Annotated in this window: 7 protein-coding genes and 2 rRNA genes; all 9 read right to left on the minus strand. The window is 27.7% G+C overall.

Going from position 1 to position 10,196, the window contains the following annotated elements:
* Window positions 1–55 precede the first annotated feature (55 nt).
* Complete coding sequence (locus BMY82_RS02520; protein WP_091974303.1) at window positions 56–754, minus strand: PD-(D/E)XK nuclease family protein; 699 nt, start codon at window positions 752–754, stop codon at window positions 56–58.
* A gap of 27 nt (window positions 755–781) precedes the next feature.
* Window positions 782–3,250, minus strand: a complete 2,469-nt coding sequence (locus BMY82_RS02525) for an ATP-dependent helicase (RefSeq protein WP_091974305.1) — start codon at window positions 3,248–3,250, stop codon at window positions 782–784.
* A gap of 65 nt (window positions 3,251–3,315) precedes the next feature.
* Window positions 3,316–5,511, minus strand: coding sequence for a hypothetical protein (locus BMY82_RS02530; protein WP_091974307.1), 2,196 nt, complete (start codon window positions 5,509–5,511; stop codon window positions 3,316–3,318).
* A gap of 289 nt (window positions 5,512–5,800) precedes the next feature.
* Window positions 5,801–7,300 carry a hypothetical protein gene (locus BMY82_RS02535; RefSeq protein WP_091974309.1) on the minus strand — a complete coding sequence of 500 codons (1,500 nt, stop codon included), beginning with the start codon at window positions 7,298–7,300 and terminating at the stop codon, window positions 5,801–5,803.
* 14 nt (window positions 7,301–7,314) lie between these two features.
* Window positions 7,315–7,935: a DUF1700 domain-containing protein gene (locus BMY82_RS02540; RefSeq protein WP_180366704.1), complete on the minus strand. Its 621-nt coding sequence runs from the start codon at window positions 7,933–7,935 to the stop codon at window positions 7,315–7,317.
* 54 nt (window positions 7,936–7,989) lie between these two features.
* Window positions 7,990–8,307 (minus strand): PadR family transcriptional regulator, encoded by a 318-nt coding sequence (locus BMY82_RS02545; RefSeq protein ID WP_091974313.1) that lies wholly within the window; start codon window positions 8,305–8,307, stop codon window positions 7,990–7,992.
* Between the two features lie 250 nt (window positions 8,308–8,557).
* Complete coding sequence (locus BMY82_RS02550) at window positions 8,558–9,688, minus strand: ABC transporter ATP-binding protein (protein ID WP_091974315.1); 1,131 nt, start codon at window positions 9,686–9,688, stop codon at window positions 8,558–8,560.
* Between the two features lie 183 nt (window positions 9,689–9,871).
* Window positions 9,872–9,988: ribosomal RNA gene (gene rrf, locus BMY82_RS02555) — 5S ribosomal RNA — on the minus strand.
* 64 nt (window positions 9,989–10,052) lie between these two features.
* Window positions 10,053–10,196 (minus strand): 23S ribosomal RNA (locus BMY82_RS02560); the annotation flags it as partial.

Below are 10,196 nucleotides of genomic sequence, written 5' to 3' on the forward strand. Positions count from 1 at the left end.
ATCTCCTTATCTTTTTATAATACTTCCCTAGTTTGCCAACTTATTTTATAATAAATTAGGCTTTTAATTCTTTTATCTCCTCGATAGTTTTTATTATTTCTCTTTCATACTCCTTATGTTTTTCCCTTGAATATATAAGTTTTGTATTCTTATTTTTCTTAGGCTGATAGTAGTACATAACTATATCTTCATAATTCAAATCCTTGCCTACAGTTTCTTTAGAAACATACATATATGTAATAGTCTGCATTCTCTTTAAAGCCTTCTCAATACTTATATTGATTTCTTCTACCTTCCAATCCCATATAAATAGTTTGGAAAGTTTTCCATCCTTGTAAACTTTCACCAACAAATCAAGCTTAACCTGCAATCTTAAACTATTAAGCTCAATACTATATTCTGGACAAAACTTCACATTATCTTTGCCAAACATACTTATATATTGCTCTTTAATTGTATAAATTCTCTTCTTTTCATCCCTAGAAGCACTTGTAATATTTAATTCTTCTGGAATATCTAAAAATGCTCTTTGACACATTTTGTGAAAATCTCTTCCATAGCTCATATTTTTTTCATATTCTCTATCTTTTGCAGTATCATCACTCCAAAAAATATTTCTAATATACTTGTCCATAAATTCAGCTTTATTTTTTTTAAAACTGCTAAGCATACTTTGACTAAAAAATAAATTGTCTATTCTATAATTTAATTCTTCTTTATCAATATTATCATTTATGGCTAATTTGCTTTCCAAAATTCCACCACCCTTGCATAAATATCATTATTTTTCAATTTTTCTAAGAGAAGATTTCTCATCAATAAATTTGGCTAGTTCTGTAAAAAAGACACTTGCTTTTTTCTTATACACATATCCTGTAACTTTATTTGTCTCATTCATTCCATGTAATAAAAATAGTCTTTTCTTTGCCCTAGTAATACCTACATAAAGAAGTCTCACTCTTTCATCTATAATATCTTTTTTTACTTTCATCTCATATGCTTCTTTTTTCATAAGCTTATTATTTTTGAAATAATCTATATCTCTATTAATATCCGCTTCTGGATACTTATATCCGTCTTTCAAATACTTTATTTCTGATCTAAAGTAATCTTTGTATGAAGATGGAAAGTTATTTGTATTTAATCCAAAAATTATTACTGCATCCCATTCCATCCCCTTAGACTTGTGAAGAGTTGCCAAAGTTACACTAGAAGCTTCAGGCTCTTTTTCTCCCAAATCATATATTGTATCTATTGCCGCATCAAAAATTCTTGAATACTTCTTATCCAAAGCAATTGACACTCTTTCTAAATCTGCATTTTCAAAGTTAACAAGATTTTCTATATAAAATAAAATATAGCTTATTAACATTCTTTCTTCATGACTTGTATCTATTTCATCTGCTATTGCCTTTATGGTATCTGCTGGATTAATCTGACTAGCCATAGAAATTCTTCTTAGTTTTTCTCTGATTTTATCCATATTAAATTTATGCTTTATAATATCTATCTTGGATAATTTTTTCTTTATTACTGCATCTAAACTATCTTCTTCTGATGGTTCCTCAGCAAAATTTCTATAATATTCATCATTATATATCCACTTTTCTACATCTACATTTTTAAAATAGTTTTCGATTTCTGCTATTTCACTTCCATCTACTTCTTCTATTTTGGAATATTCTATTTCTTCAAAGGCATCTACTTCTTCAGCAAATAATCTTTGTCTAGCCTTAACTATCTTTTCATGCTTATTTTCTGTAGAATTTACTTGACTACTTCTTCTAATTATAAATGCTTCTATAATAAATTTTTTAAAATTTTCTTCATTGCTAGGCTCTATTAAAAAATCCACACCTGCCTTTAAGTCGTTTATTATTTTTTTTCTTTCGTTTGTAGAACTCCCCAGATGATCAAACTCTATATTATTTAGTTCAAGAGTTTCTGCAAGTTCTTCAATTTTATAATTGGCAAAAGACAAAACTCCAATTGAATATTCCTTGTGTTCTTTTTTTATAGCCTTTATTTCATCTACTATTGAGTTTATATTTTCAGCATCAGAATAAGCTTTTTTATAAAATACTTCATAGTTATCAATATTTGGATTTTCTTTATATCCTGCACCCTTTTTAACTTCCCTAATATACAACTTTTCCAAAGAATTGTAATAAGCATCTCTTTTATCCTTATTTACCATAGAAACTAATTCATTGGCTAAATCAATTATGTCTTTAGAGCTTCTTGATGCCATATCCATTTTATAACTATAGTCGGCATTTTTACAAAAGTTGATAAAATGCTGTGGGTCAGCTCCTGCAAAAGTACCTGTTATAGATTGGTTTACATCTCCCACCCTAACAAGGTTTTTATTAGATTTTTTTCTATTATTTTTATTAGCTGCTATAAGCTCTATTATTTTCCCCTGTATCAAATTTGAATCCTGACACTCATCTTCAAAAACATATCTATACTTCTTTTGATAAGCCTCTGCAATATCTTCATTTTCAACTAAAATATTATAAGCCATTAAAAGTATATCATCGTAGTCTAAGTAGGAATTGTTTCTCATTTCTTCCTGATAGTATGAATAAATTGGAGAAATTACACTCATAATCCCTCTATAATCCTGTCTTTTTACAATATCTTTTTCTATTTTATACTTTTCATTTCTTTTTTCTACTAACTTTTCTAGTGTGTCTGAATCTAATTCAGCATATTTCAAAAGCTTAATTGCAGATGAAACTATTTGTCTAAACTCTCTCTCCCACTTGCTATCAGTATCTTTCTTTATATTTTTACCATCTAAAAAGCTCATAACTGGATCTTTTGCACTAGGTCTTTTTTCTTTCATCTCTGCTCTATATCTATCTATTGCATTATTTAAAAGTATCTCTTTTTTATAATCATCTATAATTTCAAACTCTTCATTTATAAAGGCAATTTCCGTATTCTCTTTTATAATACTCATTGCCAGAGAGTGTATTGTCATTACTTCAAACTTACTCTTTGGAATATTTTTATCTTCCACTATCTGCTTTATTCTAGATCTAAAATTATTTACAGCACTATTCATATAGGTAAGAACTAGTATTTTTCCGCCCTCTTCATTCTTTACCATATTTTCAAGAAGTTTTGCTGCTAAATTAGTGATAATAAATGTTTTTCCAGCACCTGGAACAGCCTGTATTCCCATAGTTCCAGACCTATATTCCATAATTTCTTTTTGGTCTTCCCTATATACTATCTTCATAAAATATCAACTCCTTTCTTCAAAATTTTTCTTTTAAAATCTATTTTATAAATTTACATTAAAAACTAGTCTAACTGTACTTTCTCTATATTATCTCCTGCTGATAATATTAATTTTTCATAGAATCTATTTTCTATTTCATATCCAGCTAGAGATTTGTAAGAACTCAAAATATATAAACTTTCATCCTCTTTTTCATTTGCAAAAAATATAGATAACTTTTCACTTATTTTTCTATCTTCCAATCTACTAGATAGTCTAGCTAATTCTCTAGAATCTGCCCTTTTAGTAATCATATCTGTTCCTATCTCAGAAAGAATACTATCATCTAAATATGCAATTTCTGTATTAAGTTCATCCTCTATCTTCTCGTCATATAAAGGAGATCTTGCATCAAATACTATTTTTACTTTTCTATCTAATTTCATCTGTATATATTCATCATATGTCAAAAGAATTACTCTATTGAGACTAGCTCTTTCCAATCTCCTTCTTGTTGGAGTGAAAGTGGATATATATTTTTTTATATAATCTAATTTCTTTTCCTCTGATAAAATAAAAGCCTCTTTTTTCTCATCTTCATTAAATATAGATAGTTCATTAATAAGATCACATATATAACTTACTTCATTAATATTTTCTTCATCTATATCTGCATATAGCTTAAAAAACTTTTTAATATACTCAGATACTTCCTCCATACTTTTAGCTCTATCTGGTAAAATTCTTCTATCTTTCCTTATTATATTCATCAATGTATTTAAATTTCTTCTGATATAAATATAGTTTACATCCTCTTTTTTTATTTTATATAAATCAATTCCAAACTCTTTTTCATATATATTTTCAGATAAAGCTCTTTCATCTATAAAATTATTTCCGTCTTTATCTACTATATCTTCATCTAATAAGCTATTATTTTCTCTATTTCTTATAATTCCATCTAAAATAAATTTTACAAATTCTACCTTATCATCTTCATTTAAAAAGCTATTATAATCGTCTTTTATACCATAAGATATTATTGAAGATAAAGCTACTCTACTATTATTAATTTTATTTCTATCTGATATTTTTTCTATTTGCACATCAAGTTTTTCTTTGATATTTTCTATCATTGATACTATTGTACTATTTAATCTAGGAACGATTATAGCAATATCATTTTCCTTTACATTTGAGTTCAAAATACTTTTTAAAAGCCTTGTCATTTCAGCTTCCATTTGAAAGTAGTTGTCAAAATCTAAATCATACGTACTTCCCTTATATTTATAATTATTTAACTGAGCTATCTTTACATCTTTTCTAACTTTTGCTATATCAACAGTTTCATACTTTTTTTCTTTAACTATATCTTCAGCAAATAAATTAGATATTATTTCATTTTCCTTAGAAATATCTACTTTTCTAATAATGTAATCATTTAAGAGATAGGTATTGCTTTTTTCTTTTTCTGAAATTTTGATTTTAAATTCATCAAGTATTTTATTTCCTATTTGAACTTCCTCTGAAAAAATTGTTTCAGCCTTACTAGTTTTTCTTCTCGAACTTTTATTTCCATAACTAAAATCTCTACATAAAGATAAAATTTCATCTATTCCTTCAACTGCTACTAATTCATTAGATTCTAATTTTGCCTTTAAATCTATATCTTCCATTATCTTGCTATAAATAATTCTATTTTCATAAATTTTATTAGCTATAAAATATTTTTTATTAGCAAGATGTCTTTGATATCCTTCTTTTTTCAACAATAGAGGATACTTTTCCAAAATCATTGGAAAATCTACTATCCCAAATAGATTCATAATACTTCTGTACTCTCTAATTATATTTTCTAGATCTAGGTATAGATTTTTTTTTATAAGTCCTCTTTTAAATCTTTCTATTCTATTTGCAGACTCTATTACAGGTATGTTATGCTCGGCTGAATTCATCATTATAGAGTATATTCTTTGAGCAATATAAATGTCTGCTGAATTTAAAGCTGCAAAGAAAGCATCAAACATTCTTCTATCGCCTATTATTTTATTGAGTATACATATAGATACATTTCTAGAGATAATTTTAGGAGTTTCTTCGCTTTCTATTAAAGGCCAAAATAAATCCACTTCTTCCTTTATAAAGGAATTTACTGTTTTAAAATCTAGGTCTTCTAAGTATTTAAATGCACTATTTTTTCTAAAATATTCTTTTATATTGTTTATTTCTATGTTATTTTCAAGAAAAATAACAGCATTTTTCCCAAAAGGAAAATCCATTTACAACACCTCCAGCTTTTATATTTCAAAGTCTATATTCTAAGTTATTATCAAATAAGGAACAACTTGCATTTATTAAGCTATTTTTTTATTTGAAATTACATTTTATTTATATTCAACATAAAATATATTTTATATTTATTCTCTATCTATATTTTACACTATATTACTTAAATCGTAATTAATTTTTCCAATCTTCTTATTTAATATAATAAACTGTACTAAAAAAATAAAACAGGAACACAAATTGTGTATCCTGTTTTATTCAAATTATACTTTTCTATTAAATTTAATTGTTTTCGTCAACTTTTTCTATTAATCTCAATGATTTTGCATTAACACTTATAGCAGGATTTGTAGTAGCTCTATTTTCCTTATAGCTAGGTTCTATTTTCTTTATGTAATCATAAAGTGTACCCTTGTATTCCTTTAAAGAATCCTTTTTCACTATTTTATCGGAAGTTACCTTATCTACAAGATAGTATCTAAGATCTATACCGTCCTTTGTCTTTATATCTAGACTTGGATTCAAATCCTTGTTTAGCTGTAATCTAATATTTGACTCTCCAGCATTAATCGAAATCTTATCTGCCATATTATTGTATATGTTGATACTTGCATCACAAGAATTATAGAAATCTCTCTCTATTTCTCCATAATCGCTATCTTCATGATTCTTTGCTTTGTTTATTTCCTTATCAAAAAGCTCGATTAACCTTTTTTCACGAGCAATTTTATTAGATTGCTTTTCCAAACTATCAATTCTTGAATCTATACTAGAATCATCATCTTCATAGCTATCATCACTATTCGGATATTTGATTCTATCCACTAAATGTTCTACTATCTTCTTTTCAGAGCTATAAATTTCATACATATCATCATCTTCATTTAAACTCTTCTTATTTCCAGCAAAATTGAAAACTACCTCATTGGCTATTTTTTTATTATCTATATCACCTACAAAATAATTTCCAGAATTTAAATTCACTTCCATTTTTTCTATTTTCAAAGAAGTAACTAAATTGTCTAAAGAAATTTTATTTCCACTATATCTACTCATATCTAGCTTGAAATTCTTAATATTTCCATTATATTTTATCATATCCATAATATATAGAGAGTTTGAAGATACTGTATCTTTAATCAAACCATCTTCTATATTTATTTTTGCTGGTATAATAGATCCTTCTTTCATACTAGGATTAAATGTTAAATTTACACTTTCTGGAATTTCTATGTTTAACTTGTATAGTCTATTTGACTCACTTTCCATACCTTCAGTAAAATCGCTGTTAATTCTCATTCCTGACAATGCCATTTTATCTAGCTGTTCTACTATTAATTCTTTAGGTGCAGAAAAAATAGAGTATTTTTGTCCTAAAAAGTGTATTTTTCTATCATCTCCTAAGTACATACCATTATCAAATAAAGCATTTGAATCTAATTTCTTATTTTCATCTATATTAACACTTAAAACTCCGTCCTTAATATTTACATCATAGTAATTTTTATCATTAATACAAGTAGCAGTTACCTTTACCTTATTGTCTGTAGATTTTCTTATATTTACTTCAGTATTATATGCAAGACTTAAATTTCCCAAGTTTAACTGATTAATTTTATCGCTTGAATTAAATATTTCTTTATTACTTAAAAGACTAGATCTTCTTTCAACTATATATCTATCTAATTTTGGTATGGCAGTAGTCATAGTAACTGCACTTCCTACTCCTCCTACTATTGCCATTGACAATGCAACTCCAGCAACTATATATCTTTTTTTCATATTCACACCTCTTTCTATTTTTTAAATATCTTGTAAATTATTTTTCTATTTGCCTTATACGCTAACTTAAGAAGTAATGCCATAAGCATAAGCTCTAGTATAATAGCCCCTATTGCAAATATTACTGGAAAAATAAGTGATATTGAACTTTGACCTATTACACTGAATACTCCACCAAGAGTTGGCAATAAAAGAAAGATAGCTAGTGTAGATACAATAAATCCGATACTTGTAAATATTACTGCTGGGAAATATATTAAATCTGCTATACCAAGTCCAAATATAATTAGAATCTTTCCGAACTTTTTGCTGATAAAATTTATTCCCTTTCCACCCTTTTTGATGCTTTCACCAATATTTATATTACTTTCTTTTTTATTTACTTGAAAATAATCGTCAAAATCTTCTTTTCTATATTTTTTATCCTCTATATCATTTTCAACCATCTCATCAACTATTTTTTTAGGATCTCCCAAAGAGCTAACCAAATCTTCTTCAGACTTTCCCTCTGCTAATCCTTCTCTAAAATACTCATCGTAGTCCCTCATAATATCTTCTATTTCTACTGGATTTAAAGCTAAATATGCTCTTTCCAAATGAAACCTTATTTCTTTTAAAAACTCCTTTTTAGTCATAATCATCACCTCTTAATTTTTATCTTTATATAAATTGGAACTTGCCTATCAAATTTATTTTTCTTCATCAGCTATAATATAATCTACAATCTTTATAAAGTTGTACCACTCTTCCTTTTGAGTCTCAAAATATTCATTTCCAATATCTGTAATCTCATAATACTTTCTAGCCGGTCCTTCATTTGAAGCTACCATATAGGTATCAAAATATCCATCTTTTGTTAAACGTCGTAGTATAGGATATATAGTTCCCTCATTTACATCTATGCTATTCGAAATATTTTGTACAATTTCATATCCGTACATATTTTTTCTCTTTATCATAGCCAAAACACAAAGCTCTAAAGCTCCCTTTTTAAATTGTGTATTCATACAATCACCTACCTTTTGGAATCACTCACTTCCAATTCTTATACATATCTTACAATAAAAAATATATACTATTATGTATCACACAATAGCATATTAATTTTTTCCCTTGTTTAATACTGAGTATAGCACACTATTGTACATTACACAATAGTATATTATATTTTTTATAATATTTTTATATTTTAACTACTAAAAAGATGAGAGCATCTATACTCCCACCTTTAACTATTTTAAATATTATATTTTACACCTAAATTTTTTTCTTAAATAATATACTCTCTTCGGTTTCCTTATCAAAAAAATGAGATCTATTCATATCAAAGGCAAGAGTAAGCTCTTGTCCAGATTCTACATCATTTCTTCCATCAAACTTGGCTATTAACTGGATTCCCTTAAAATCAAAGTATGCGAATATTTCTGAACCCATCAACTCTCTTATTACTACACTAGCATCAAACTGTGTGTCAGGAGACATATTTAAAAATACTTTTTCTCTATGTATATCTTCTGGTCTAATTCCCATTGTAACTACTTTATTTAAATAGCCCTTTTCCTTTAGATATGCTGCCTTATCTCCTGGTACATAAAACTTATCATCTTTACCTACTAGCTTGGCATAGACATCATCACCCTGACTTATCAACTCAACATCCAAGAAATTCATCTGTGGACTTCCTATAAATTCTGCCACAAACTTATTTGCAGGATTATCATAAAGTACTTTTGGCTCATTTATCTGCTGAACTAAACCATCCTTCATAACTACTATTCTATCTCCCATTGTCATAGCCTCTACCTGATCATGAGTTACATATATAAATGTTGCTCCCAAATCCTTATGAAGCTTTGATATTTGGGCTCTCATCTCAGTTCTTAAATTGGCATCAAGATTTGATAAAGGTTCATCCATTAAAAAGACCTTAGGATTTCTTACAATAGCTCTTCCCAAAGCAACTCTCTGTCTCTGTCCACCTGAAAGCGCCTTTGGTTTTTTATCTAGTTGAGTTTCTAGCTGAAGTATCTTTGCAGTTTCTCTTACTTTTTTGTCAATTTCTTTTTTATCCATCTTTCTCAATTTCAAGGCAAAGGACATATTATCATAAACTGTCATGTGAGGATAAAGTGCATAGTTTTGGAATACCATAGCGATATCTCTGTCTTTTGGTTCAACATCATTTACTACTTTTCCATCTATTGAAAGTTTCCCACTAGTAATATCTTCTAATCCTGCTATCATTCTAAGCGTTGTAGACTTTCCACAACCTGAAGGACCTACTAATACTATAAATTCCTTATCCTTAATATCTATGTTTACATCTTTAGCTGCTTGGTATCCATTATCATAAACCTTGCATATATCTTTTAACTTAACTGTTGCCATATTTACACCTCTTTATTATAAATCTGATTTAATCATATAAAAAGTTAAAACAACTTTTCTATATTTTTATAACTCTCTATAATTTTACTATATGTATAATATATTACACTAAAATTCAAATTTCTTAAATATTATTTAAAATTTTCTTACGTAAAAAAGGACTTCATATTGAAGTCCTTACTTACTTGGCTGCGTCCTACTCTCCCAGACAGTTTCCCATCAAGTACTATCAGCGCTGAGAAGCTTAACTTCTGTGTTCGGAATGGGAACAGGTGTATCCTTCTCGCTATAGCAACCAAATTATTTAATTGAAAATTTATACTTTCAAAACTGACTACATTAGCTTTACAATCCATCTTTTTTCTTGGTCAAGTCCTCGATCTATTAGTATCGGTAAGCTACATACATTGCTGCACTTACACCTCCGACCTATCAACCAGGTAGTCTTCCTGGGATCTTAACCTTACGGTGGGAAATCTTATCTTGAAGTGGACTTCGCGCTTAGATG

Origin of the sequence: Peptostreptococcus russellii (assembly GCF_900110295.1) — a bacterium.
GTDB classification, from domain to species: domain Bacteria; phylum Bacillota; class Clostridia; order Peptostreptococcales; family Peptostreptococcaceae; genus Peptostreptococcus; species Peptostreptococcus russellii_A.

Excerpts from the sequence above, each read along its gene's own strand:
- BMY82_RS02525 (WP_091974305.1), bottom strand. The coding sequence starts at position 3,250 with ATGAAGATAGTATATAGGGAAGACCAAAAAGAAATTATGGAATATAGG.
- BMY82_RS02530 (WP_091974307.1), bottom strand. The coding sequence starts at position 5,511 with ATGGATTTTCCTTTTGGGAAAAATGCTGTTATTTTTCTTGAAAATAAC.
- BMY82_RS02535 (WP_091974309.1), bottom strand. The coding sequence starts at position 7,300 with ATGAAAAAAAGATATATAGTTGCTGGAGTTGCATTGTCAATGGCAATA.
- BMY82_RS02540 (WP_180366704.1), bottom strand. The coding sequence starts at position 7,935 with ATGACTAAAAAGGAGTTTTTAAAAGAAATAAGGTTTCATTTGGAAAGA.
- BMY82_RS02545 (WP_091974313.1), bottom strand. The coding sequence starts at position 8,307 with ATGAATACACAATTTAAAAAGGGAGCTTTAGAGCTTTGTGTTTTGGCT.
- BMY82_RS02550 (WP_091974315.1), bottom strand. The coding sequence starts at position 9,688 with ATGGCAACAGTTAAGTTAAAAGATATATGCAAGGTTTATGATAATGGA.